Source organism: Microbacterium helvum (genome assembly GCF_014779795.1).
In the GTDB taxonomy this organism is placed as follows: domain Bacteria; phylum Actinomycetota; class Actinomycetes; order Actinomycetales; family Microbacteriaceae; genus Microbacterium; species Microbacterium helvum.
Window position 1 is genome coordinate 44,873 of sequence record NZ_JACXZS010000004.1, and the last position, 23,653, is coordinate 68,525.

At 70.8% G+C, this 23,653-nt stretch carries 22 protein-coding genes; 12 read left to right on the plus strand and 10 right to left on the minus strand.

Annotated features, from left to right (window positions below; genetic code table 11):
- Positions 1-110: 110 nt before the first annotated feature.
- Positions 111-593 (plus strand): Dps family protein, encoded by a 483-nt coding sequence (locus tag IF188_RS07170; RefSeq protein WP_191171110.1) that lies wholly within the window; start codon positions 111-113, stop codon positions 591-593.
- 53 nt (positions 594-646) lie between these two features.
- On the opposite strand, the gene IF188_RS07175 is transcribed toward IF188_RS07170, so the two are convergent.
- The 8 genes from IF188_RS07175 to IF188_RS07210 all read right to left on the minus strand — a co-directional run bounded on the left by IF188_RS07175 (position 647) and on the right by IF188_RS07210 (position 9,488).
- Positions 647-1,330: a response regulator transcription factor gene (locus IF188_RS07175; protein WP_191171111.1), complete on the minus strand. Its 684-nt coding sequence runs from the start codon at positions 1,328-1,330 to the stop codon at positions 647-649.
- 20 nt (positions 1,331-1,350) lie between these two features.
- Positions 1,351-2,748: a sensor histidine kinase gene (locus tag IF188_RS07180; RefSeq protein WP_191171112.1), complete on the minus strand. Its 1,398-nt coding sequence runs from the start codon at positions 2,746-2,748 to the stop codon at positions 1,351-1,353.
- A complete protein-coding gene (locus tag IF188_RS07185) occupies positions 2,729-4,327 on the minus strand; it encodes a multicopper oxidase family protein (RefSeq protein ID WP_224751596.1) in 1,599 nt (532 codons plus the stop codon). Before IF188_RS07185 ends, IF188_RS07180 begins: the two co-directional genes overlap by 20 nt.
- Positions 4,328-4,414: 87 nt before the next feature.
- Positions 4,415-5,929 carry an amidohydrolase gene (locus IF188_RS07190; RefSeq protein WP_191171113.1) on the minus strand — a complete coding sequence of 505 codons (1,515 nt, stop codon included), beginning with the start codon at positions 5,927-5,929 and terminating at the stop codon, positions 4,415-4,417.
- Complete coding sequence (locus IF188_RS07195) at positions 5,926-6,567, minus strand: FMN-binding negative transcriptional regulator (protein WP_191171114.1); 642 nt, start codon at positions 6,565-6,567, stop codon at positions 5,926-5,928. The genes IF188_RS07190 and IF188_RS07195 overlap by 4 nt, the downstream gene beginning before the upstream one ends.
- Positions 6,568-6,660: 93 nt before the next feature.
- The gene (locus IF188_RS07200) at positions 6,661-7,659 is read right to left on the minus strand and encodes an Fpg/Nei family DNA glycosylase (RefSeq protein ID WP_191171115.1); all 999 of its coding nucleotides are present in this window, start codon (positions 7,657-7,659) and stop codon (positions 6,661-6,663) included.
- A 3-nt stretch (positions 7,660-7,662) separates the two neighbouring features.
- Positions 7,663-8,208, minus strand: coding sequence for a ribose-5-phosphate isomerase (locus tag IF188_RS07205; protein ID WP_191171116.1), 546 nt, complete (start codon positions 8,206-8,208; stop codon positions 7,663-7,665).
- Positions 8,209-8,288: 80 nt separating this feature from the next.
- A complete protein-coding gene (locus IF188_RS07210) occupies positions 8,289-9,488 on the minus strand; it encodes a ferrochelatase (protein WP_191171117.1) in 1,200 nt (399 codons plus the stop codon).
- Between the two features lie 54 nt (positions 9,489-9,542).
- Here IF188_RS07210 and IF188_RS07215 point away from each other — a divergent pair, with 54 nt between their 5' ends.
- The 10 genes from IF188_RS07215 (at position 9,543) to IF188_RS07260 (ending at position 21,391) form a co-directional block, all read left to right on the plus strand.
- Positions 9,543-9,905, plus strand: coding sequence for an ArsR/SmtB family transcription factor (locus IF188_RS07215; protein ID WP_191171118.1), 363 nt, complete (start codon positions 9,543-9,545; stop codon positions 9,903-9,905).
- Entirely contained in the window at positions 9,902-11,599 is a 1,698-nt protein-coding gene (locus IF188_RS07220; RefSeq protein WP_191171119.1) for a SulP family inorganic anion transporter, read from the plus strand. The genes IF188_RS07215 and IF188_RS07220 overlap by 4 nt, the downstream gene beginning before the upstream one ends.
- A 113-nt stretch (positions 11,600-11,712) precedes the next feature.
- Positions 11,713-14,259 carry an aminopeptidase N gene (gene pepN / locus IF188_RS07225; protein WP_191171371.1) on the plus strand — a complete coding sequence of 849 codons (2,547 nt, stop codon included), beginning with the start codon at positions 11,713-11,715 and terminating at the stop codon, positions 14,257-14,259.
- A gap of 163 nt (positions 14,260-14,422) precedes the next feature.
- On the plus strand, positions 14,423-15,331 hold the full coding sequence (locus IF188_RS07230; protein WP_191171120.1) for an ABC transporter ATP-binding protein: 909 nt from the start codon (positions 14,423-14,425) through the stop codon (positions 15,329-15,331).
- Positions 15,331-16,134: an ABC transporter permease subunit gene (locus IF188_RS07235; RefSeq protein WP_191171121.1), complete on the plus strand. Its 804-nt coding sequence runs from the start codon at positions 15,331-15,333 to the stop codon at positions 16,132-16,134. The genes IF188_RS07230 and IF188_RS07235 overlap by 1 nt, the downstream gene beginning before the upstream one ends.
- A 10-nt stretch (positions 16,135-16,144) precedes the next feature.
- Positions 16,145-17,407: a sensor histidine kinase gene (locus tag IF188_RS07240; protein WP_224751598.1), complete on the plus strand. Its 1,263-nt coding sequence runs from the start codon at positions 16,145-16,147 to the stop codon at positions 17,405-17,407.
- Positions 17,404-18,093 (plus strand): response regulator transcription factor, encoded by a 690-nt coding sequence (locus tag IF188_RS07245; protein ID WP_191171122.1) that lies wholly within the window; start codon positions 17,404-17,406, stop codon positions 18,091-18,093. Before IF188_RS07240 ends, IF188_RS07245 begins: the two co-directional genes overlap by 4 nt.
- A 36-nt stretch (positions 18,094-18,129) precedes the next feature.
- Positions 18,130-19,224, plus strand: a complete 1,095-nt coding sequence (locus IF188_RS07250) for a mechanosensitive ion channel family protein (RefSeq protein ID WP_191171123.1) — start codon at positions 18,130-18,132, stop codon at positions 19,222-19,224.
- Positions 19,221-19,700: a globin gene (locus IF188_RS07255; RefSeq protein WP_191171124.1), complete on the plus strand. Its 480-nt coding sequence runs from the start codon at positions 19,221-19,223 to the stop codon at positions 19,698-19,700. The genes IF188_RS07250 and IF188_RS07255 overlap by 4 nt, the downstream gene beginning before the upstream one ends.
- 26 nt (positions 19,701-19,726) lie before the next feature.
- Positions 19,727-21,391 carry an FAD-binding dehydrogenase gene (locus IF188_RS07260; RefSeq protein WP_191171125.1) on the plus strand — a complete coding sequence of 555 codons (1,665 nt, stop codon included), beginning with the start codon at positions 19,727-19,729 and terminating at the stop codon, positions 21,389-21,391.
- Between the two features lie 27 nt (positions 21,392-21,418).
- Here IF188_RS07260 and IF188_RS07265 read toward each other — a convergent pair whose 3' ends face one another.
- On the minus strand, positions 21,419-22,093 hold the full coding sequence (locus IF188_RS07265) for a hypothetical protein (protein WP_191171126.1): 675 nt from the start codon (positions 22,091-22,093) through the stop codon (positions 21,419-21,421).
- Positions 22,094-22,212: 119 nt separating this feature from the next.
- On the opposite strand from IF188_RS07265, the gene IF188_RS07270 reads away from it, so the two are divergent.
- A complete protein-coding gene (locus IF188_RS07270) occupies positions 22,213-23,070 on the plus strand; it encodes an acyl-CoA thioesterase (RefSeq protein WP_191171373.1) in 858 nt (285 codons plus the stop codon).
- A 26-nt stretch (positions 23,071-23,096) separates the two neighbouring features.
- Here the strand turns inward: IF188_RS07270 and IF188_RS07275 are convergent, their stop codons facing one another.
- Entirely contained in the window at positions 23,097-23,615 is a 519-nt protein-coding gene (locus IF188_RS07275; RefSeq protein ID WP_191171127.1) for an acyl-CoA thioesterase, read from the minus strand.
- Positions 23,616-23,653: the final 38 nt, after the last annotated feature.

Consider the following 23,653-nt stretch of genomic DNA (forward strand, 5'->3'; position numbering starts at 1 on the left):
CGTAAGCCCAGCCTTCTCTTGCTTGCGGAATGACTCCCCATGAGTAGCGTTGCAGTCACGGGAGGACGACCGCCGGATGGGCGGCACTCCCCACGATGGAGGCGAGAGACATGACCGACACGAACACCGTTCCCGCTACCGCTGCGAATCCCGATGTCGCCGCCGCGACCGCACAGTTCCTGACGCCCGTGGTGCTCGGCCTCCAGGCCCTCGCCGTGAACGGCAAGCAGGCCCACTGGAACGTCCGCGGTGCGAACTTCATCGCGATCCACGAGCTCCTCGATTCGGTCGTCGCGAATGCGCAGGCCGGCGCCGACCAGGCCGCGGAGCGGATCGTCGCGCTCGGGCTGCCGGTCGACGCGCGCGTCGGCACGGTCGCCGCGAAGGCGACGACGGCTGTGCCAGCCGGCTTCACGCAGTGGGACGCGCTGATCCGCAACGTCATCGCCGACATGGACGTCGTGATCCGCGACGTGCAGGAGGCGATCGACGGACTGGATGAGTTCGATCTGACCAGCCAGGACATCGCCATCGGCATCAAGGAGTCGCTGGAGAAGGACCGGTGGTTCCTCTTCGCGCACCTCGCCGAGTGACGCTGCGCAAGAACTGACGAAGGCCTCGGGTCGATCCCGGGGCCTTCGTCGTCTCAGGCGCTCTGGAGGAACGCGAGGACGGCGAGCACTCGCCGGTGCTCGGTGCCGGACTCCTCCAGGCCGAGCTTGGCGAAGATCGCGCTGATGTTCTTCTCCACCGCGCCCACGCCGATGAACAGCCGCTGTGCGATGCTGGCGTTGCTGCGACCCTCGGCCATCAGCGTGAGCACGTCACGCTCGCGCGGCGTCAGCGTCGACAGCGGGTCGGGCCGGGCTGACAGCAGCCCTTGCACCACGAGCGGATCGAGCACGGTCCCGCGCTCGCGCACCCGGCGGACGGCATCCGAGAACTCCTCGAGAGACGTGACCCGGTCCTTCAGCAGATAGCCGACGCCGCCCTCACCGCCCGCGAGGAGCTCGCGGGCGTACACGCCCTCGACGTACTGGCTGAGGACGAGGATGCCGACCTCGGGCAGCGCCGCCCGCAGCGCGAGCGCGGCTTTGATCCCCTCGTCGCGAAAGCCTGGCGGCAGTCGCACGTCGAGGATCGCGACGTCGGCGCGCGCCTGACGCACCCGGTCCACGACGTCGTCGACGTCGCCCCACGCGCCGGCGGTGACATACCCCGCCTCGTCGAAGAGGCGGATGAGCCCTTCGCGCAGCAGCACGGAGTCTTCGAACAGGACGACGCGCAGCGCGCCGGGATCGTGCGAAGGGGAATCGGACGGGACGGCCATCCCCTCAGGATAGAGACCCGTCACGGCACCACCGTGAGCGGGATGTGGGCGCCGACGGACGTCGGCCCGCCGACCGGACTCTGGACGACGAGGATCCCGCGCAGACCTGCGACGCGCTCGCGCAGGCCCTCGAGGCCGTGACCGCTGGAGAGGACGGCTCCCCCGCGTCCGTTGTCGACGACCCAGACGTCCAGGTGCGTCGGAGCTCCGGTGGTGCTGCGCCGAAGCGTCGCCCGGAGCGTCGCAGCCGTGGCCCCGGCGTGCTTGACGGTGTTCGTCATGAGTTCGGCGACCACGAAGTAGACCGTGCGCGCGACCTCCTGGCTGACGGCGCGGTCGATCGCGGGGTCGACCTCCACCTGCACCCACAGCGGCGAGCTGGTGGCCAGTGCGTCCAGCGCTGCGGCCAGACCGCGGTCCTGCAGCAGCGGCGGCGCGACGCCGCTCGACAGCGCGCGCAGCTCGTCCAGGGCCGCCTTCGCGTGTCCTCGGGCCTCCCGCGCAAGGTCGGCCGCGGCATCCGCTTCTCCGGCTTCCGCGCGGCGCTCGAGGGCGGCGAGATCCATCTGCAGTCGCACCAGGCGCTGCTGGGGGCCGTCGTGGATGTCGCGCTCCAGGCGCCGGAGGGCGATGTCCTCGGCGTGCACGGCGGCGCCTCGGGCGGCGGCTTCGGCGCGCACCTCGGCGGCCAGCTCGTCCGAGCTCCAACGGCCGAGCATCGCGTTCGCGATCGCGTGGTGCGCACGGGCAAGGCCGCCGAGCACCCAGGGCATGGTGAAGGTGAAGACGATGCCGGCAAGGAGGTACAGCACGACCTCGACCGCCCAGGCGTCCCACCCGCCGAACAGCCACGGCACGGAGGCCGAGACGTACTGCCCCCAGTCGCCGTTGTCGGCGCCGCTCGGCAGGAAGACGCCCCAGAACCAGTACGTGAGTCCGCCGAGGCCGAGACTGAGCCAGACGATCGTGATCGCGAACGAGATGGTGCTGATGATCGGCGTGACGATCATGCCGTGCGTGAGGTAGGTCCAGTAGTGCGCGTTGCGCAGGGGACGCGTGAGCGTCGCCCAGAAGCCGGTGCTCTCGGGGGCGTCCCTGTTCCACTCCGGTTCGGCGATCGGGGGCAGCCCGGTGAGCTGCAGCATGAAGCGGTCGGCGATGCCGAGCCCGCGCGCGATCAACAGGGTCAGCACCATGAGGGGCAGGCCGATGACGAGGACCAGCAGGCCCACGCTCGTCCAGAACAGCGAGGCCAGCACGCTCACAGAGATCATCGCCAGGACGAACACCGCGAGGAGGTACAGGGCGCTGCCGGGGGTTCGCAGCCAGGCGCGGCCGTAGGCCGCCCAGAAGCCGGTCGACGGGGCGCTCGACCCGTCGCGCTCGAGCGGCGCAGGATCAGTGGTCATGGTGGTCATCGGAATCTCCCTCGGGAAGTGTCAGTGCGGGCTGCTGGCCCGGCTCGACGACCAGGAACTGTCCCATCATGCCCTGGTCCTCGTGCCACAGCAGGTGGCAGTGGTACATGTACGGCGTGGTCGCATCGGCATAGTCGTCGAACCTCACGAGCAGGCGGTACTCACGGTCCGCCTCAAGAGCGATCGTGTCCTTGTAGCCGGCGAGCCTCGCCGGTGGCGGTGACCCGTCGATGCTCAGGATCCGGTACTGCATGTCGTGCACGTGGAACGAATGCGGCAGCGGGTTGTCGTTGCGGACGGTCCACACCTCGCTGGTGTCGACGGTGGCGACCACGTCCGCGCGACCGAGGTCCATCTGCGCGTCGTTGATGTTGTGCCCCGACATCACGAACGTCCGCTCGGCGACGGCGGAGCCCGCGTCCGGCGCCGGAATGTCGGCCAGGTGCGCGGGCGCGTCGGGTGAGGGATCCAGTGTCCCCGCGGCCCGCAGTTCCAGGACGTCGAAGGACGCGGACCCGGCGTGCAGTGCCGGATCGGGAGCGTTCGATCGCAAGGCGATGCGCTCGCCGGGCGCGAGCGACACGACGATCTCGGCGCGTTCGCCCGGCGAGAGGGGGATGTCCGTGGACGGCACCGGCGCTTCGAGCAGCCCGCCGTCGGTGCCGATGAGGTCGAACTCGCGGCCGTCGGCGAACCCGAAGTCGTACATGCGCGCGCTCGATCCGTTCAGCAGGCGCAGTCGCACCTTCTCGGTGGTGACATTGAGATACGGTGCGACGGTGCCGTTGACCAGGATCGTGTCGCCGAGCACTCCGTCGAACTGCATGCCGAGACCGCCCGCGAAGGACCCGTCGGCGTTGAACGAGCGGTCCTGAACGATCAGCGGGAAGTCGTCCACGCCGTAGTCGCGCGGCAGCGCGAGCGCAGCCTCTTCCTGGTCTCGCACGAGGAACATGCCGGCAAGCCCGGCGTCGACCTGCTCACGCGTGCGTCCGTGCAGGTGCGGGTGGTACCAGAGCGTCGCGGCCGGCTGGTCGATCTTCCAGGTCGGCTGCCAGACCGCGCCGGCGGCGATCGGCGTATGAGGGCCGCCGTCCATGGCCGCCGGAAGATGCATGCCGTGCCAGTGCACCGTGGTCGAGTCGGGCAGGGTGTTCGTGACGTCCACGCGCACCTGCTCCCCGTGATCGGCGACGAGCGTGGGGCCGAGGTACGAGCCGTCGTAGCCGAGCGTCGGGGTGTCGCCCTGCGAGACGAACGACGTGCGTCCCTGCTGCGCGGTGAGCGCGAACACGCGCACACCGTCCTCGAGGTGCGACGGAGCCAGCGGCGGGACCGCGACCGGGTTCTCGAACATCACCGTCCCGGCGGCGGGCGGTGTCGCGCGGACCGCGTTCGCGGCGAACCAGGCCGCTCCCGCGCCGATGAGCAGCACGACGACGGCGAGCGGCGCGACGACCAGTCCGATGATCAGACCGCGTCGGCGACGCCTGCCCGACGCAGGAGCGTCGACGGGCGCCGCGGCGGGCAGTCCGGCGCGCACCGGCGGCGCGGGAGGCGGAGGCACATCGGAAGTCATGACTCAAGCCTCGCGACGGCGCCGGCGTGACGGCATCCGACCCTCTCCCGAACCGGTACGGGGGCAGACCCCCGTACCGGTGACGGGTTACGCCCCGTGCGTCAGGCGACCGGCGACCAGCGTCGCAGCGACCTGCATGCCGCGCAGCGTCGCCTCGTCCGCGGTGAGCGGGTCGTGCGCACAGACCGCGAGATCGGCGATGTCGCCCGGCTCGATGCGCGCAGGGACGGCGGAGCCGCCCCGAGTGGATGCCGCAAGCGCCGTCGCCGCGTCGACCCGCTGCTGCGGCTGCCAGGGTTCGCGGCCGTCGCGCGTACGGAAGATCGCCGAGGCGAGGGCGGCCCACGGATCCAGCGGCGCGACCGGCGCGTCGGAGCCGAACAGCAGGTTCGCGCCGGTGTCCGCGAGCGTGCGCAGCGGATACGGCTGAGAGGTCTGCTCCGCCCACACCGTGTCGGTCAGGTCCCGGTCGTCGAGGGCGTGCTCGGGCTGCACGCTGGCGCCCACGCCGAGCCGCGCGAAGCGCGGGATGTCGGCGTGTGCGACGAGCTGGGCATGCTCGATCGTGCCCCACGCCCCCGTCGCCGCGAAAGCGTCCAGCGCGTGCGAGTTGGCGACGTCGCCGATGGCGTGGATGGCCGAGGCGATCCCCGCCCCGGTCGCTCGGGTCATCAGATCGACGAGCGTCGCCGCGTCCACGGTGAGCAGGCCGTGGTTGTGCGGGTCGCCGGGGTACGCGTGCGAGCAGGCGGCTGTGCGGGTGCCGAGCGAGCCGTCGGTGATCACCTTGAGCGGTCCGACGCGGACGAGGGGGGATGCCGCCGGCCCGGGCCCGTGCACCGCGTCGCCCGTCTGCAGCCGCTGCGCGATGGCGCGGTCGAGGAACTCGGGATAGATGCCGTACGAGACGCGCAGCGCGTCGAAGCCTGCGGCCAGGCGACGGGCCCAGGCCTCGTCGTTCCACGCCATGTCGAAGTCGACGAGGCCCACGACGCCTCGGGCGGCGGCATCCTGCGCCATCCGTGTGACGAGCGGATCGGACACCGCCGCGTCGACGGCGTTCAGACGCCGTGAGATCTCGAAGGCCGGCTCTTCGCGCAGCACGCCGGCGCCGTCCGGCTCGAAGCCCTCGCGGCGCAGGGCGGCGGAGTTCAGCCACACACTGTGCACATCGGCGTTGACGAGGTACGTCGGCATGTCGCCGGTGGCCGCGTCGAGCAGGGCGAGGTCGGGGGCATCCGGCCAGAACGCGTCGCGGAAGCCGGTGCCGATCCGGCGGCCGTCGGCGAGCGGCACCGTGCCGGCCATGATGGCCGCCGCGTGCGCGGCAGAGGTCGCGGCACCGAGCGGCACGCGCTGCGCCGACAGCGCCCACTGCACGACGTGCACGTGGTGGTCCCACAGCCCCGGGATCACCCGGCCGCCGTCCGCGTCGAGCACGAGTCCCCGCCGCGGCAGTGCACCCGCCGGCGCGATGTCGACGACGAGCCCTTCCGCGAGGTGCACATCGACGACATCCGCGCCGAACGGGTCGGTGCGCTCGGAGCCGGTCAGCCGTGCGTTCGCGATGACGTCGGGCTCATCGCCGCGCGCCGGGGTCACCGGGCAGCCTTGCGCGTCTCGAAGTCCCGCCGCATCTCGCCCGGCAGACGAGGGTCGGCATAGGGGCTGCCGCCGGTCTCGAGTTCGGCGATCACGGTCTCGACGACCTCATCCGGCTTGTTCTGGCTGAGCTTGCGCTTGCCGACGACCCGGGTCGGGGTGAGCCGGAACCCGACCGTGCCGCGTTCGAGGCGGCGGACGAAATCAGGGTCGTTGGGCGGCTGCCACATCAGCCGGGGCTGCGGCATCCCGCTCTCGAATCGCGCGACGAGGCGCTCGAGCACCTCGAGGTTCTCCTCTGGCGTCAGCAGCTCGGGGATGCCGCTCAGGTGCGCCGACACGAAGTTCCAGGTCGGAACGCTCTGCACGTCCCCGTACCAGCCGGGTGAGACATACCCGTGCGGCCCCTGCACGACGACCAGCAGCTCGCGCTCGCCGAGCCCGTGCACGAGGTCGTCGGGCTTGCCGACGTGACCGACGATCGTGAGGTCGTCGCGACCCTCGTCCAGGAGCACGGCGTAGTGCGAGGCGACCAGGCCCTGGTCGGCGTCGCTCACGATCGTGACCCACGGGTTCTGGTCGATGAGCCGGCGGATCTCGCCGACATCGGTCATCGCGAAGCTCGTGTTCTGGCGCATGCGCTCAGCCTATGAGCCCCACCGGCTTCGAATCGCGCACCTGGTGACGTCAGACGGCGTATTCGTGCAAAGTGCGCGATTCGAATCCGGGCATCACACCTGGCAGGACGGGCACCAGTACAGCTTCCGCCCCGCAGCCTCCTCGACGACGATCGAGGTGCCGCAGATGCGGCACGGCAGTCCCGCGCGGTGATAGACCCAGTGCCGGTCGTCGCGGCTGGCCATCGCCGCGCGGTACGCGTCAGGGTCGAGGTCGTCCATCGTCATCATCTGACCGGTCTCGACGCCGATCGCGAGCAGCCGCACCCAGTCGCGCCACAGCTCGCGCACGGTCTCTTCGGGCACGTCGCGTCCCGGGGTGTGCGGGTTCTGGCGCGCCCGGAACAGCAGCTCGGCGCGATAGACGTTCCCGATGCCGCTCACGACGGCCTGGTCCATGAGCAGCAGCCCGATGGCGGTCGGCTTTCGGCGCACCACCGCGGTGAAGCGCTCCTCCCCCTCGACGACGTCGTCGACGAGGGGGTCGGGCCCGAGCTTCGCGATCGTCGCGGCGACCTCGTCGGGAGTCTGCAGCTCACAGGCCGTCGGCCCCCGCAGGTCGGCGCAGGTCGTATCCGTCAGCAGCCGCAGCCGCACCTGCCCCACCACGGGCGGCGGCCACTGATCGCCATCGTCGGCGAGACCGGTGGTCTGCTCCGACATGCGCACGTGAACGCGCGCACGCCGTGGCGCGCCGATCGAGGTCAGCGAGTTCTCTCCCGCATCGTCGAGGATCGCGTCGCCGAGATCGGTGCCGCGCTGGTTCGTCTGTCCCATGCGGCCGTTCGCCGACGCGATCGTAGGGTCGACGAGGATCTCGCCCGCGAAGTCCCACGCTCCGTACATGCCGAGGTGCACGCGCAGCCACAGATCGTCGTCGAACTCGAGGAACATCTGCTTGCCGACCGCGCGCACCTCGGTCGCGGTACGACCGCTGAGGATCGCGGCGCCCTCGGCGAACCGGCCCTGCGGGCTGGACGCGACGACGGGGCGCCCGACGAAGATGCGGTCGAACTGGCGCGCGATGCGGTGGACGGAGTGTCCCTCGGGCACAGGTCAGCCGGCCTCGGGATCGAACGAGCTGCTGTCGTCCGCGAGGACGTCGGGTCCGGCGGCCGCGGCCCGCGGGTCCGGCTGCAGCGATCCGTCGGTCTCGTAGGCGGCGAGCTGAGCGATGCGGCGCGCGTGACGCTCCTCGCCCGAGAACGGCGTCGCGATGAAGCGGTCGATGAAGGTCGCCGCCTCTTCGAACGTGTGCTGGCGGGCGCCGATCGCGATGACGTTGGCGTCGTTGTGCTCACGGGCGAGCTCGGCGGTCGCGATGCTCCAGGCCAGCGCGGCCCGGACGCCCCGCACCTTGTTCGCCGCGATCTGCTCGCCGTTGCCCGAGCCGCCGAAGACCACGCCGAGGGTCTCGATGCCGGCCGCCTGGTCGCGGACGACCGCCTGCGCTGCGCGGATGCAGAACGCCGGGTAGTCGTCCAGCGGGTCGTACTCGACGGGGCCGTGATCGACGACCTCGTGCCCGGCGGCGGCGAGATGGTGCTGCAGCTGCGTCGAGAACTCGAGGCCGGCGTGGTCGGTCGCGATGTGGATGCGCATGGGCTCAATCCTAGAGAGGGGCGGGCGGGTGAAGACGGGATGCCGCAGGCCCCGGCATCCGCTCGGCCGAACGGGTGCGGTCAGGGGGCGATGCCGGCGGCGGCGGGCTTGAAACCGGCGCGCACGTTCTCGCAGCACGCCGGGCGGCACACGTCGAACCACGGGCCGAGGCCGGTGGCGTGCGGACGGTCGGCGGCCGGCGTGCCGTTCAGACGCTCCTGGACGAGGTCGACCAGACCCGACACGAACACCGGGTCCACGCCGGGTGTCGGCGTGCGCACCGCGCGGATGCCCGCTTCATCGGCGGCCTCCATCGCCTCGGTGTCGAGGTCCCACAGGACCTCCATGTGGTCGCTCATGAACCCGACGGGCACGATGGCGACGGCCTGGATGCCGGCGGCGGGGAGGTCTGCGATGACGTCGTTGACGTCGGGCTCCAGCCACGGCTGGCTCGCGGGGCCCGAGCGCGACTGGTACACGAGATCCCACCCGATGCGCTCGGCGCCGGGGATCTCCGCCGCGACGGCGGCCATGACGACCTCGGCGACCGCGAGGTGCTGCGCGGCGTACGCGCCGCCCTCGCCGAGATCGCGGTGCAGCTCATCCCCCTCGCGGGGACCCGAGCGCTCGGCATCGGCGGTCGGGATGCTGTGGGTCGAGAACAGTACGCGCACGGCCTCGGGAGCGACGCCGTCGGCGAGGAACGCCGCGACGGCTTCGCGCACGCCGTCGATGAAGGGCTGCACGAATCCCGGGTGGTCGAAGAACTGGCGCACCTTGTCGATCGTGACCGTGCCCGCCAGTTCCGTCTCGGTCAGCACGCGCGCGAAGTCCTCGCGGTACTGCCGGCAGCTCGAGAACGACGAGTAGGCGCTGGTCGCCAGCGCCAGGAGGGTCGTGTCGCCGGCGTCGGCGGCATCCCTCACCGCCTCGGCGAGGTACGGCGCCCAGTTGCGGTTGCCCCAGTACACCGGCAGGTCCAGCCCGCGGCGGGCGAGCTCGGCTTCGAGCGCGGCCTTCAGTGCGCGGTTCTGCGCGTTGATCGGGCTCACACCGTCGAAGTGGCGGTAGTGGTGCGCGACCTCTTCGAGGCGCTCGTCGGGGATGCCGCGGCCGCGCGTGACGTTGCGCAGGAACGGGATGACGTCGTCCTGTCCCTCGGGGCCGCCGAATCCCGCCAGCAGGATGCCGTCGTAGGCGACCGCCTGCTCGACGAACGGCGTGCCGGAGGCGGCGGCCGGAGAAGCGAACGGGACGGGGGGCTGTTCGACAGAGCTCACCCCTCCATCCTGACACCGTCACCGCGGACGTTCCGGCGATATGATGACTTCATCATGCCACTAACACGTCAGCAGCGTCCGCTGTACGAGGTCAAGGCCGGGCTCTTCAAGGGCCTCTCGCACCCGTTCCGGATCCGCATCCTCGAGCTCCTCTCGGCCGCCGACGAGATGAGCGTGGCCGACCTCCAGTCCGACACCGGACTGGAGGCGTCGCACCTGTCGCAGCATCTCGCTGTGCTGCGACGTCATCGCCTCGTCGAGTCCGAGCGTCGCGCGAGCCACGTCTACTACCGGCTCGCGGACGACAAGGTCGCCGAGCTGCTCGCGGTGGCCCGCGCGCTGCTGCTCGACGTGCTGGCGAACGACCGCGATCTGCTCGCCGACGCCGGGTCGCTGCCGACGCTCCCGGCCAGATGACCGACGTGGATGCCGCACCCGCGGCAGGGCCGGCACGCCGGATCGCGGCGACGCTGCGGGCGCTGCTGCCGTCGGGCGCGGACTACCGCGGACTGCGTCGCAACTGGCGAGCAGACCTCGTCGCCGGGGTCACGGTGGGGATCGTGGCCCTTCCCCTCGCGCTCGGGTTCGGCGTCAGCTCGGGACTCACCGCCGAGGCCGGACTCGTGACGGCCATCGTGGCGGGCGTGCTGGCTGCCGTGTTCGGCGGGTCGAACGTCCAGGTGTCCGGACCGACGGGCGCGATGGTCGTGGTGCTCGTGCCGATCGTCGCCTCGCACGGCGCCGGTGCCGTCGCCGCGATCAGCGTGCTCGCCGGAGTTGTCGTGCTGGCCGCCGGGCTGCTGCGCCTCGGACGGGCCGTGTCGTTCATTCCGTGGCCCGTCATCGAGGGCTTCACCCTCGGTATCGCCGTCATCATCTTCCTGCAGCAGGTGCCCCTGCTCGCCTCGCCGACGGTGCCCGAAGCGGGCGAGCACAGCTCCAATGCCGTGATCGCCGCCGCCCAGGCGCTCGCCGGCGCCGACCCGGTGTACCTCGTCTGGGCGCTCGGCGCGGTCGCGATCGTCGTCGCCTGCATGCTCGTGGCGCCGCGCATCCACCCCGCCGTCCCGGGGTCGCTCATCGGCATCGCGATCGTCACCGTGCTCGCGGTGGTGCTGCCGACACCGCTCGCCGTGATCGGCGCGCTGCCCGCATCACTGCCGGTTCCTTCGTTCCCCGTCGTGGACCCCGCGGCTCTCGGCGACCTCGCCGTGCCCGCGCTGACGGTCGCGGCGCTGGCGGCGATCGAGTCGCTGCTGTCGGCCCGCGTAGCGGCGTCCCTTGCCGACACCGGCCCGTACGACCCCGACCGCGAGTTGGTCGGGCAGGGCGTCGCCTCGATCGGATCGGGACTGTTCGGAGGGATGCCGGCGACCGGTGCGATCGCCCGCACCGCCGTCAACGTCCGCTCCGGCGGACGGTCGCGACTCGCCTCGATCGTCCACGCGGTCGTGCTGCTCGGTGTCGTGCTGTTCGCCGCGGGGCCCGTCGGCGCGATCCCCCTCGCCGCGCTCGCCGGGGTGCTGATGCTGACCGCCGTCCGGATGGTGCATGTCGGCACGGTGCGCTCGATCCTGCGCTCGACGCGCTCGGACGCGGTGGCGTTCGTGCTGACGGCGGTCGTGACGGTGTCGTTCGACTTGATCGTCGCGGTCGTGATCGGCGTGGTGTTCGCCGGCGTCTTCGCACTGCGGGGGCTCGCCCGGGCGACGACCGTGCATCGCGAACTGCCGCCGGGCGAGCCTCACCCCGAGGACGCTCACATCGCGGTGGTGAGCCTGGACGGTCCGCTGTTCTTCGCCGCGGCAGACAAGGTGTTCGACGCCGTGACCGGCCTCACCGGCATCACTGTGGTGGTGCTGCGCATGTCGCGGCTCGAGCTCGTCGACGCGACGGGGGCTCGCGTGCTGACCGAGATCGTGCAGACGCTCGAACGCCGTGGTGTGACCGTGCTGATCAAGGGCGTCCAGCCTGGGCACGAGGAGCTGTTCCGTACCGTCGGAGTACTGGACTCGCTCCGTCACCACAAGCATCTGTTCGACGACCTGCCCGCAGCGGTCGAGCACGCCCGAAACCACGTCAGACGGCAATTCGGGGCCCACACCACGTAGGCTGGGACGGTTGTCGTGGGCGCCAGCAGCGCTCACGTCGGCCGCCGGAACGGGCCTGCGCATCGCGGAGGCGTCGAGATCATCCGTCATCCTCACCCATGGGAGCCACAGCAGTGCCTGGAGAGAACCTCACCCGCATCGAGGCGCAGGAGCGCCGCGCGATCGTCGACACCCAGTCGTACGAGGTCGCACTCGACCTGATGAAGGGCGCCGAGGTCTTCGGATCCCGGACCGTCGTGCGTTTCACGGCGACGCCCGGCGCCTCGACGTTCATCGACCTGATCGCGCGCGAGGTGCGCGAGATCACGCTCAACGGCCGGTCCATCGACCCGACGACCGCGTTCGCCGACTCGCGCATCGCGCTGGACGACCTCGCCGCCGACAACGAGCTCGTCATCGACGCGGACTGCCTGTACACGAACACCGGCGAGGGTCTCCACCGTTTCGTCGATCCGGTCGACGGCGAGGTGTACCTCTACTCGCAGTTCGAGGTGCCCGACTCGCGCCGCGTGTTCGCGGTGTTCGAGCAGCCCGACCTCAAGGCGACGTTCCAGTTCACCGTCACGGCCCCCGAGCCGTGGAAGGTCGTGTCCAACTCCCCCACGCCCGATCCGAAGAAGCACGGTGATGGCAGCGCGACGTGGATCTTCGAGGCGACGCCGCGCATCTCGTCGTACATCACGGCGCTCATCGCCGGTCCCTACGAGGCCACCTTCTCGGAGCTCACCAGCGCCTCGGGCCGCGTGATCCCGCTCGGCGTGTACGGTCGCAAGAGCCTGTGGCAGTTCCTCGACGCCGACTACATCTTCGACAAGACGCGCCAGGGCTTCGCCTACTTCGAGGAGAAGTTCGACTTCCCCTACCCCTTCGCCAAGTACGACCAGCTCTTCGTGCCCGAGTTCAACGCGGGCGCCATGGAGAACGCGGGCGCGGTGACCTTCACCGAGACCTATGTGTTCCGTTCGAAGGTGACCGACGCGGTCAAGGAGCGCCGCGTCGTCACGATCCTGCACGAGCTCGCCCACATGTGGTTCGGCGATCTCGTGACCATGAAGTGGTGGAACGACCTGTGGCTCAACGAGTCGTTCGCCGAGTGGGCGTCGACGATCGCCACGGCCGAGGCCACCGAGTGGACCGAGGCCTGGACGACCTTCAACGCGATGGAGAAGAGCTGGGCCTACCGTCAGGACCAGCTCCCCTCGACCCACCCGGTCGTGGCGCAGATCAACGACCTGGAGGACGTGCAGGTCAACTTCGACGGCATCACCTACGCCAAGGGCGGGTCGGTGCTCAAGCAGCTCGCGGCCTGGGTCGGCATCGAGGCGTTCTTCGGCGGCGTGGCCGCGTACTTCAAGAAGCACCAGTGGTCGAACACCGAGCTCTCGGACCTGCTGTCCGAGCTCGAGGTCACCAGCGGCCGCGAGCTGTCGACCTGGTCGAAGAAGTGGCTCGAGACGGCGGGCGTGAACACCCTCGCCCCCGAGATCGTCACCGACGTCGACGGCAGGATCACGCGCTTCGCGATCGTGCAGACGGCCCCCGCCGACTACCCGACGATCCGCCCGCACCGCCTGGGCGTCGGCTTCTACGAGCTGCAGGGCGACGCGCTGGTGCGCGTCCACCACCTCGAGCTCGACGTCGACGGCGATCTCACCGAGGTGCCGCAGCTGAAGGGCCTCTCCCGCCCGGCCCTCGTCCTGCTCAACGACGAGGATCTCGCGTACGCCAAGATCCGCCTGGACGCGCAATCGCTGCAGACGGCGATCGACCACCTGGGCAAGATCAGCGACCCGCTCGCACGCTCCCTCGTGTGGGGTGCCGCCTGGGACCAGACGCGCGACGCCGAGGCATCCGCGTCGGACTACGTCGACCTCGTGCTGCGCAACATCGGCGCCGAGACCGAGTCGACCACGGTGCGCACGACGCTCGGCCAGCTGCAGCTCGCCGCGAGCTCGTACGTCGCCCCTGAGAAGCGGGATGCGACGCGCGCCAAGGTCGCCGACGCGCTGTGGGAGCTCGCCCAGGCCGCCGAGGCCGGCAGCGACAGCCAGCTGCAGTTCGTGACCGCGTTCGCGTCCGCGGCGGCGACCGCCGAGCAGTGGGAGCAGGTCCGCGCCGTCCGCGAGGGCGATGCGACGTTCGACGGTCTCGAGATCGACACCGACCTGTCGTGGCAGCTGCTCGTGTCGCTGGCCGCCGGCGGCGTCGTCACCGCCGCCGACATCGACGCGGCCCTCGAGGCCGACAACACCGCCAAGGGCGGCGAGTTCGCCGCGCAGGCCAAGGCGGCGCTGCCGTCGGCCGAGGCGAAGGACGCCGCCTGGGCGTCGCTCGTCGACCGCGACGACCAGCCGAACACCATCGTGCGCTCCGCGGCGCTCGGCTTCGTGCACCCGGCGAGCCGCGAGCTGCTGGACGGCTACGTCGCCCGGTACTTCGACGCGCTCGTGCCGATCTGGAACTCGCGCACCTACCAGATCGCGCAGTACCTCATCGTCGGGCTCTACCCGGCGCCGCTCGCCGACGTCGCTCTGCGCAACGCGACGCGCGCGTGGCTCGAGGCCAACGGCGATGCCGCTCCCGCGCTGCGCCGCCTCGTCGCCGAGAACCTCGCCGGCGTCGAGCGGGCCCTCGCCGTCCAGGACCGCGACGCCCAGTAACCCGCGCTCCTGATCGAGCGGATGCCTCGGTCCCGTGCTCGCACGGGGCCGAGGCATCCGGTGTCTCTTCCGACCGGAATCATCCCGCGGTACCGGTCGCAGGCCGCACGACGGCACCGCGGGCGGACGCGGGGCGGCCCTCGTTGTCCGTAGCGTCGGATGCATGATCGTTGCAGAACAGCTCACGAAGCGATTCGGAGACAAGACCGCCGTCTCGCAGGTGTCGTTCACCGTGCAGCCGGGGAAGGTCACCGGATTCCTCGGCCCGAACGGCGCCGGCAAATCCACCACCATGCGCATGATCGTCGGGCTCGACAGCCCGACCTCGGGCCGCGTCACCGTGAACGGCACGCCGTACCGTCAGATGCGGGCGCCGCTCGCGGAGGTGGGGGTGCTGCTGGACGCCAAGGCGGTGCACACCGGCCGATCCGCTCGCAACCACCTGCGCGCCATGGCCGCCACACACGGCATCGGACGCGCCCGGGTGGACGAGGTGATCGAACTCACCGGCATCGGGTCGGTCGCAGACAAGCGGGCAGGCAAGTTCTCGCTGGGCATGGGCCAGCGGCTCGGGATCGCCGCCGCGCTGCTCGGCGACCCGCACACCCTCATCCTCGATGAGCCGGTCAACGGCCTCGATCCCGAAGGTGTGCGCTGGGTGCGCCAGTTCGTGCGCTACCTCGCCGCCGAAGGTCGCACGGTGCTGCTGTCGAGCCACCTCATGAGCGAGATGGCGCAGACCGCCGACCACGTGATCGTGCTGGGGCGCGGTCAGGTGCTGGCGGACGCCGAGCTGTCGGCGCTCGTCCGCGCCTGGACCAGCAACACGGTCCTGGTCCGTTCGCCCCGGCTGACCGAGCTGGCGGCGGCCGTGTCCGGACCTGACGTCACCGTCGCCGCCACCGAGCCGGGCGCCGCCGAGATCACCGGCGTCACCGCGGCATCGCTCGGCGACCTCGCCGCGTCTCTCGGCATCCCGGTGCACGAGCTCACGTCCCGTACCGGCTCGCTGGAGGACGCCTACCTCGCCCTCACCGGCGAAGCCGTCGAGTACAAGTCCAAGGAGATCTGATGACCACCATCGCCACTGAGCAGGTCACGCGCTCGCGCACGACCTCGCCGTACCGCCTCAGCTTCGGCCACCTGCTGCGAAGCGAGTGGATCAAGGTCATGTCCGTCCGATCGACCTGGTGGTCGCTCGGCGTCGCCGCACCGCTCTCGATCGGCATCTCGATGATGATCGCAGCGGCCTCGTCGAGCTTCGGCCCCGGGTTCCCCGCCGTCAGCGCCATTCTCTCGCCGACGCAGTTCACGATGCTCGTGGCGGGGATCCTCGGCGCCATCGTGATCACCGGCGAGTACTCGACCGGCATGATCCGCTCGACCCTCACCGCCGAACCGCAACGCGGCGCCGTCGTGCTGGCCAAGGCCGTCGTCGTCGCAGCGCTGATGGCCGTCGTCACCGTCATCACCTACGCCGTGGCGATCCTCGCCACCGCTCCCCTTCTGACGGGCGGCATCGACTGGTCCGAGCCGTCCCAGTCGATCGTTCCGCTGGTCTACGGCGTCCTGTCGATGGTGGCGTTCACCCTGATCGGACTGGGCTTCGGCTTCATCGTGCGCAACGGCGCCGGTGCCATCGCGGCGACGGTCGGCGTGCTGTTCGTGCTGCCCATCGTCGTCCAGATGTTCGCCATGGCCGGCGAGGGATGGCGCTGGATCGTCGATCTCGGCCAGTACCTGCCGATGAACGCGGCGTCGGCACTCACGACGCCGGGAGGCGGAGACCTCCTGCCGTCGCTCCTCGCCCTGGCCGGCTGGACCATCGTTCCCCTGCTGATCGGCTGGGGCGTCCTGCGCACGCGTGACGCGTAGAGTCGAGCACATGGCTCGCAGCGGCAGCTCCGCATCCGCTCCGGCGGATGCGGAGCTGCTGCTCCCCCGTCCGCCCGGCGTGATCCGCCGGTTCTGGGCGCGGCATCCCCTCTTCACCGACATCGTCGTGGCCCTCATCGGCCTTGCGATCGCCCTGACCACGGCGGGGCCGGTCGGCACCGACAACGCCGATCCGGGGGCACCGTTCCACATCGTCTCGATGGTGATCGCCATCGCGGCCGCCGCATCGCTCATGCTGCGCCGCCGGTGGCCTCTGCTGCCCTACGCGCTGGCCATCCTGCTGCAGCTCGTCATGCTCGCCTATCCGTCGGCCGCGGGATCGCCGCTGCTGATCCTCTCCACCTACGCCGTCGCGGTGTACGCGTCGAGCCGCCTGTGCTGGATCGCGTACGGCGCCGGGATGGGAGCCATCGCACTCGTCGGCGGATTCGAGGTGCTGCTGGGGGCCGTGGACTTCCTCGGAGCGCTCAACGCGCTGCTGTCGGCGGCAGTGGTCGCCCTCGTGGGCGCGCTCGTCGGCATCAACATCGGCAACCGCAAGCGCTATCTCGAAGCGGTCATCGACCGGTCTCGGCAGCTCGTCGTCGAGCGCGACCAGCAGGCTCAGCTCGCGGCCGCAGCCGAGCGGGCGCGGATCGCCCGCGAGATGCACGACGTCGTGTCGCACTCGCTCACCGTCATCGTGGCGCTCTCCGAAGGCGCCGCAGCGACGGCCGACCCGGAGAGGGCGCGCGGGGCGATGGAGGCCGCCGCGACCACGGCGCGCGAGGCGCTCACCGAGATGCGCACGATGCTCGGCGTGCTGCGGGACGGCGACGCCGAGGCCCCGCTCGCGCCGCTCGCGCCGGTGTCGCCGTACGACGTGGTCGCGTCCGCGCAGCGTGCCGGATACCCCGCGACGCTGGTCGTGACGGGGTCTGCCGATCTGCCCGACACCGCGCAGTACGCGGTCGGGCGCATCGTGCAGGAGGGGGTGACCAACGCCATGCGGCATGCGCCGTCGGCGACCGTCATCCGGGTCCGGATCGACCACGGCGAGGATGCCTCGACGGTCACGATCCGCAACGACCGCGCGACGCCGTCGACCGCGCCGGGCGGCTTCGGTCTGCGCGGCATCGCCGAACGCGTCGCCCACATCGGCGGCACGCTGTCGGCCGGCCCGGACGGCGCAGGAGGCTGGGAGCTCACCGCGACGATCCCGAGCGGCACGACCGAGACCCGGCTGAACCCGGACAGCGAGGAGACCACATGAGCGGGACCGGACCGATCCGCGTCCTCATCGCCGACGACCAGGCGCTCATCCGCATCGGCTTCCGCATGGTGCTCGAGGCCGAGGACGACCTGGTCGTCGTGGGCGAGGCCGCAGACGGCGAGCAGGCCGCGGATCTCGCCGCGCGCCTGCGGCCCGACGTGGTGCTGATGGACGTGCGGATGCCGGTGCTCGATGGGATCGCGGCGACCGCACAGCTGGCGCGCGTCGCGCCCGATGCCCGCGTCCTCGTCCTGACCACGTTCGACCTCGACGAGTACGCCTTCGGGGCGCTCGAGGCCGGTGCCAGCGGCTTCCTGCTGAAGGACGCCCAGCGCGCGGAGCTGACGTCGGCGATCCGCGCGGTGCACCGCGGTGACACCCCGCTGTCTCCCCGGATCACGCGCGTCCTGCTCGATCGCCTCGGTGCCCAGCCGCCCGCGCAGCCTGCGATCCCCGATCCGACCGGCGAGCTCACCGAACGCGAGCGCGAGGTGTTCCTGGCGATGGGGCGCGGCTACACCAACGCCGAGATCTCGCAGCAGCTGTTCCTCAGCGAATCGACAGTCAAGACGCACGTGGGCCGGGTGCTCGCGAAGGTCGGTGCGCGTGACCGCGTGCACGCCGTGATCCTCGCGCACCGGCTGCGGCTGCTCGACGATGACGAGCCGATGCCGCCCGTGCGCTGAGGTCTTTCCAAGGCCGCGCTCGTTAGGCTGGTGCCGATGAGTTCCGTGTTCCTCGAAGATCCTCCCCCCGTCACCACGGCAGCGTTCTGGCAGAGCGTCGGTCAGTTCTTCGTGGATGCCGGGTGGAACGTCTTGACAGTGGTCTGCATCATCGTCGGCGCATTCCTTCTGGTGTGGATCCTGCGATTCGTCATCCGCCGCGTCGTGAACCGCATCGTGAACGGCGCGAAGAACAAGGCCAACGTCGACGACACGCAGGCGCTCGAACGCTCGCCGCTCGCCTCGGTGCGGCTCGTGCAGCGCACCCGCACGCTGGGCTCGATCCTCAGCAACATCGTGAACGTCACGGTCGTCGTGATCGCGCTGCTGCTCATCATCAACGTGCTCGCACCCACGGCCCTGGGTTCCCTCACGCTGCTCACGGCCGCTGTCGGCGCCGGCCTCGGCTTCGGCGCGCAGAACATCGTCAAGGACGTGCTCAACGGCATCTTCATCGTCGCCGAGGATCAGGTCGGCATCGGCGACGTGGTCGACCTCGGCCTCGCCACCGGCATCGTCGAGTACGTGAGCGTACGCGTCACCCACGTCCGCGACGTGAACGGCACCCTCTGGTATGTCCGCAACGGCGAGATCACGCGGATCGGCAACCTGTCACAGGGCTGGTCGCGGGTGATCCTCGATCTGTCGGTCGCCGTCGACTCCGACATCGACGAGGTCGAGAGGGTCATGCTCGACACCGCGAAGAGCCTCGCGAAAGACCCGAAGTGGCGCACCCGCATCATCGAGCAGCCCGAGGTGTGGGGTCTCGAGTCCATCTCGGGCGACGCGCTCGTCATCCGGCTGGTCATGAAGACACGTGCGAACGCGAAGGACGACGTCGCCCGCGAGCTGCGCATGCGGCTCAAGCACGCGATCGACGAGATGGGGATCTCGCTCCCCTCGCTCACCGCGGTGATGCCGTCGGGTCTGGAGGGCGCGCAGCGGGTGCGGGGCGCGAACCCGCCCAAGACGCGCCCCAACCCCGTCGCTCCGGCTGCGGAGGGCGCCGTCTGGAAGCCCAAGCGCACGAGCAAGAAGAAGCCGCCTTCGCCCGACGAGGACCCCAGCGCGACCCCCGGAGGACAGCCATGACGGATCAGACTCCCATCACGTTCTACGAAGAGGTGGGCGGCCATGACACGTTCGTGCGTCTCGTCGACACCTTCTACCGCGGGGTCGCGGACGACGAAGTGCTGCGCCCGATGTACCCCGAGGAGGATCTCGGGCCCGCCAAGCACCGTTTGACCACGTTCCTGGAGCAGTACTGGGGCGGCCCGACCACCTACGGGCAGGAGCGCGGCCACCCGCGTCTGCGCATGCGTCACGCCGCGTTCCACGTCGATCCGGACGCGCGCGACCGTTGGCTCGCCCACATGCGCGCCGCGGTCGACGAGCTCGAGCTGCCCCCGCTGCACGAGGCGACGCTGTGGGATTACCTGCATCGCGCCGCGTATGCCATGGTGAACACGTTCGAGCCCTCGGGCATCGGACCCACCGCAGGGCCGCGGGCGGCGGCATCCTTCCCGGTCACCTCCGCACCACCCTCACAACCTGACACCACCCGCTGAATCCCCCGGCCGACGAAGGAGTCGACATGCCCACAGCCACCCATCGCACCGACGTGCTCGTGATCGGATGGGGGTTGGCTGGTCTCGTCGCTGCCGCCGAGGCCGTCGCCGCCGGCAAGCGCGTCACGATCGTCGATCAGGAGCCGCGCACCAACCTGGGCGGACAGGCGTGGTGGTCGTTCGGCGGGCTGTTCTTCATCGACTCCCCCGAGCAGCGGCGCCTCGGCATCCATGACTCGATCGAGCTGGCGCGGCAGGACTGGTTAGGGAACGCCGCCTTCGACCGCGAAGAGGACCTGTGGCCGCGGCGCTGGGCAGAGGCCTACCTGCAGTTCGCGCAGCAGGAGAAGCGCGACTGGCTGCGCAGCAAGGGCGTGGGCTTCTTCCCGATCGTCGGATGGGCCGAGCGCGGCGGCTACACCGCCATCGGTCCGGGCAACTCGGTGCCGCGCTTCCACATCACGTGGGGCACAGGCCCCGGGCTCGTCGCACCGTTCCAGGCCGAGGTGGAAGCAGCGGAGGCGGACGGCCGGGTGACGATCCTGCCGCGGCACCGCGTCACCTCTCTGACCGTAGAGGGCGGCGTCGTCACGGGCGCGGCGGGCGACGTGCTCGAGCCCTCGGGCGCCGCACGCGGCGTCGCAAGCTCGCGGAACGTCGTCGACGGGTTCGCGGTCACCGCCGACGCGACCATCGTGGCCTCCGGCGGCATCGGCGGCAACCACGAGCTCGTGCGCCAGTGGTGGCCCGAGCGCCTCGGCACTCCACCCGAGACGATGATCACCGGAGTGCCCGCGTACGTCGACGGCTCGATGCAGCCGGTGAGCGCCGCCGCCGGGGCGCGTCTCATCAACGGCGACCGCATGTGGCACTACGTCGAGGGCATCCAGAACTGGGATCCGGTGTGGCCGGATCACGGCATCCGGATCCTGCCCGGCCCGTCCTCGGTGTGGCTCGACGCGACGGGCGCCCGCCTGCCCGTGCCGCTGTTCCCCGGTTTCGACACGCTCGGAACGCTCGCTCACCTGCGGGCGACCGGCTACGACCACTCGTGGTTCGTGCTGTCGCAGAAGATCATCGAGAAGGAGTTCACCCTCTCGGGCAGCGAGCAGAACCCCGACCTGACCGGCAAGGACGTCCGGCTGCTGGCGAAGTCGCGCCTGGGCAAGGGCGCGTCAGGGCCCGTGCAGGCGTTCATGGACAAGGGCGCGGACTTCGTCGTCCGCGAGAAGCTCGATGACCTCATCGCCGGGATGCAGGCGCTTCCGGGCGGCGAGGTCCTCGACCCGGAACGTGTCCGCCTGGAGGTCGAGGCCCGCGACCGCGAGGTCGACAACGACTTCACCAAGGACGCGCAGATCGCCATGCTGCGCTCGGCGCGCGCCTTCCGCGGTGACAGGCTGATCCGCACGGCGACGCCGCACCGCATCCTCGCGCGGGACTCCGGGCCGCTGATCGCCGTCAAGCTGCATGTGCTCACCCGAAAGTCGCTGGGCGGCATCGAGACCGATCTGTCGGGCCGGGCGCTGGGCGCCGACGGCGCGCCGATCCCCGGCCTGTACGCGGCGGGCGAGGCGAGCGGATTCGGCGGCGGCGGCGTGCACGGCTACCGCGCGCTGGAAGGCACCTTCGTCGGCGGGTGCCTGTTCTCGGGCCGCATCGCCGGCCGCGCGGCCGCAGCGGCGGTGTGAGCCGCCTGCCGCCCCGGCCCGTGCTCGTCAGGCGGGTGCGGAGCCTGTTCGGCGCACCGGAGTCAGACCCGACACCAGCGGACCGCGCACCACGACGTGCCCGCGTTCGAGGCTGACGCGGCGCCAGGGGCCGTTCGCGTAGACGCGGGCGGTCTCGGCGCCGTTGATGAACCCCATGCTGAGCGCCGCGAACGCGACGCCGAGCGGCAGGCCGCCGAGGTCGTCCTCCGGTGCGCCCCACACCGCTGCCCGCACGGCGCGCACGACGTCCTCTCCGGCGTCCGTGGGCACCGACTCCGAGACGCGGGCGATGCCGCCCTGCGCCCTGGCCGCGAGAGTGGATGCCTCGACCCCGGGCTGCGGCTCCCACCCCGCGCGTGGCGGCGAGATCCCCGCCCACGCGGCGGACACCGCCGTGTCGGGCAGGGTGAGCGCCAGCGGGTCGTCGGCGGCGGAGAGCGCGGATGCCTCGACCACGACGTCGCAGACCAGCTCGGGGTCGGCCGCCAGCGTCCGCATCGCGAGCACGGTCGGCGTGGAATCGCCGAGGCCCCGTGGCGCGAGGGGTGCGGCGGTCATCGCGAGGACCCCTCCGGATGCCTGCAGTCGCAAGCCTTCGATCGTGAACCGTGCCGCTCGACCGGCGAAGGTCAGGGCGTCGGCGGCGGAGGCGGGATCGGCGAACAGCAGGCGCGGAGACATCGCCCCTAAGCTACCAAGCGGAGCGAGCGGCGCCGGCCGCCGCTCTCCACGCATCGACGACGAGGAGACCCGTGAACACCGAGCACCACGCCGACCCATCCACCGACGCGGTCGCGTCGATGCTCGCGGTGCTCGACCTCAGCGGCTCCGACGCCCGCACGACCGAAGACATCTTCACCGGTCGTTCCCAGTCGATGCCCCTCGGCCGCGTTTACGGCGGCCAGGTGCTCGCGCAGTCGATCGTCGCGGCATCCCGGACCCTCCCCGATGACCGCAAGGTGCACTCGATGCACGGCTACTTCCTGCGACCGGGCGATTCGACCAAGGGGATCACCTTCTCGGTCGATCGGATCCACGACGGGCGATCGTTCTCGACCCGCCGGACACAGGCTTACCAGGACGGTGTGCCGATCTTCTCGATGATCGCCTCGTTCCAGGACGAGGATCCCGGGCTGGAACATCAGGCGCCCATGCCCGCAGGCGTGCCGCATCCCGATGACCTGCCGGACATCGAGGCCCGGCTAGACGGACTGCACCCGATGACGAAGAGGTTCTTCACCGACCGCCCCGTCGAACTGCGTCACATCCCGTCACCGATCTACACCTCGGTCGAGGGGCCGCGTCGCCCCGACCAGATGGTGTGGATGCGCGTGCGCCGCCCGATCCCCGACGACCCGGCCATCCACCGCGCCGCGCTCGCGTACCTCACCGACCTCACGATCCAGGAGTCGATCCTGCGCGCTCACGGCATCGCCTGGACGACGCCGGGGCTCAAGGTCGCGAGCCTCGATCACGCGATGTGGTGGCACCGCTTCGGACGCGTGGACGAATGGATGCTGTATGTCCAGGAGTCCCCGAGCGCCCGGGGTGGCCGGGGACTCGCGACCGGACGCATCTACAGTGCGGACGGCGCACTGCTGGCGAGCGTCGCGCAGGAGATCATGGTGCGCGTCCCCGAGGAGCACCGGCTCTACTGAAGACGCCCGGCTCTCGGGCCGCGACGTCAGCGACGGTAGCCGTACGAGATGGGCTCGCCGACATACGGCGCCCATGATGCGCGCTCATCACTCGTGAGGCGCAGCGGGCGTCCGGTGGCGGCATCCACCTTCACGATCACGGTGGTCGCGCGGGCGTACAGCTGTCGGCCGAGGTCGGCGGTCTCGACGGGACTGTAGACCTCGTAGCAGACCTCGATGCTCGACCCGCCGATCTTGCCGAACCACATCTGCACGTCCAGCGGATCCCGCTGATACGGCACCGGCGCGAGGTACTCGATCTCTTGCCGGGCGATGAGCGTCAGGACTCCGCTGAAGATGCTGGATTCCAGCACCGCGGTCGGCGGCGCTGTCTCGCCCGGTGCCGGCACCCAGAAAGCACGGACACGCGCCTCTTCGAGGAGCTTCAGCATCGACGTGTTGTTGACGTGGTTGAACGCGTCGAGGTCGCCCCATCTCAGGTGGATGGGGATGTGCAGGCGGCCGCTCCCGCTGGGAGCGACCGCCGCGCCATCGGTGTCAGTCACGCGTGAGCCTCACTCCGTTCGTCAACACGCCTCAGCGT

Excerpts from the sequence above, each read along its gene's own strand:
- IF188_RS07170 (WP_191171110.1), top strand. The coding sequence starts at position 111 with ATGACCGACACGAACACCGTTCCCGCTACCGCTGCGAATCCCGATGTC.
- IF188_RS07175 (WP_191171111.1), bottom strand. The coding sequence starts at position 1,330 with ATGGCCGTCCCGTCCGATTCCCCTTCGCACGATCCCGGCGCGCTGCGC.
- IF188_RS07180 (WP_191171112.1), bottom strand. The coding sequence starts at position 2,748 with ATGACCACCATGACCACTGATCCTGCGCCGCTCGAGCGCGACGGGTCG.
- IF188_RS07185 (WP_224751596.1), bottom strand. The coding sequence starts at position 4,327 with ATGACTTCCGATGTGCCTCCGCCTCCCGCGCCGCCGGTGCGCGCCGGA.
- IF188_RS07195 (WP_191171114.1), bottom strand. The coding sequence starts at position 6,567 with ATGCGCCAGAACACGAGCTTCGCGATGACCGATGTCGGCGAGATCCGC.
- IF188_RS07205 (WP_191171116.1), bottom strand. The coding sequence starts at position 8,208 with ATGCGCATCCACATCGCGACCGACCACGCCGGCCTCGAGTTCTCGACG.
- IF188_RS07215 (WP_191171118.1), top strand. The coding sequence starts at position 9,543 with ATGCCACTAACACGTCAGCAGCGTCCGCTGTACGAGGTCAAGGCCGGG.
- IF188_RS07220 (WP_191171119.1), top strand. The coding sequence starts at position 9,902 with ATGACCGACGTGGATGCCGCACCCGCGGCAGGGCCGGCACGCCGGATC.
- IF188_RS07230 (WP_191171120.1), top strand. The coding sequence starts at position 14,423 with ATGATCGTTGCAGAACAGCTCACGAAGCGATTCGGAGACAAGACCGCC.
- IF188_RS07235 (WP_191171121.1), top strand. The coding sequence starts at position 15,331 with ATGACCACCATCGCCACTGAGCAGGTCACGCGCTCGCGCACGACCTCG.
- IF188_RS07240 (WP_224751598.1), top strand. The coding sequence starts at position 16,145 with ATGGCTCGCAGCGGCAGCTCCGCATCCGCTCCGGCGGATGCGGAGCTG.
- IF188_RS07245 (WP_191171122.1), top strand. The coding sequence starts at position 17,404 with ATGAGCGGGACCGGACCGATCCGCGTCCTCATCGCCGACGACCAGGCG.
- IF188_RS07250 (WP_191171123.1), top strand. The coding sequence starts at position 18,130 with ATGAGTTCCGTGTTCCTCGAAGATCCTCCCCCCGTCACCACGGCAGCG.
- IF188_RS07255 (WP_191171124.1), top strand. The coding sequence starts at position 19,221 with ATGACGGATCAGACTCCCATCACGTTCTACGAAGAGGTGGGCGGCCAT.
- IF188_RS07260 (WP_191171125.1), top strand. The coding sequence starts at position 19,727 with ATGCCCACAGCCACCCATCGCACCGACGTGCTCGTGATCGGATGGGGG.
- IF188_RS07265 (WP_191171126.1), bottom strand. The coding sequence starts at position 22,093 with ATGTCTCCGCGCCTGCTGTTCGCCGATCCCGCCTCCGCCGCCGACGCC.
- IF188_RS07270 (WP_191171373.1), top strand. The coding sequence starts at position 22,213 with ATGCTCGCGGTGCTCGACCTCAGCGGCTCCGACGCCCGCACGACCGAA.